Origin of the sequence: Nocardioides abyssi (assembly GCF_030412915.1) — a bacterium.
In the GTDB taxonomy this organism is placed as follows: Bacteria; Actinomycetota; Actinomycetes; order Propionibacteriales; family Nocardioidaceae; genus Nocardioides; species Nocardioides abyssi.
This window is the reverse complement of record NZ_JAUHJR010000126.1, coordinates 1-281: the sequence shown is the minus strand read 5'-3', so window position 1 is coordinate 281 and position 281 is coordinate 1. Positions and strand designations below refer to the sequence as shown.

The window sequence follows — 281 nt, the reverse complement described above, 5'->3', positions numbered from 1 at the left end:
CGGCGCGCATTTATTTTGAGTATTTTCATCGAACAAAATGGCAAAATTCGTGATCGTGGTCCTTTTGTCTTTGGTGGCGGCCGCCTGGGGTTATTCGGCCGGTGCCCCCGAAGGGGTGTGAGACGATATGACCCCCAAACATCCGGTGCCGCCCCAAAAATCCCGCTTGCCTTATAAAGTCAGCGTTGAAAAGAACGAAGTCCAGCCCGGCGAAGAAGTTGTCATCAATATCAGCGGAAAGGTTTTCAAAGGCTTTTTCCTGCAAGTCAGGGAAGGCGACA

At 51.2% G+C, this 281-nt stretch carries 1 protein-coding gene; it reads left to right on the top strand.

The window, feature by feature from the left end:
* Positions 1 to 127: 127 nt before the first annotated feature.
* The coding region (locus tag QWY29_RS21165) for a reeler domain-containing protein (RefSeq protein ID WP_369292673.1) at positions 128 to 281 on the top strand (154 nt) is incomplete at its 3' end.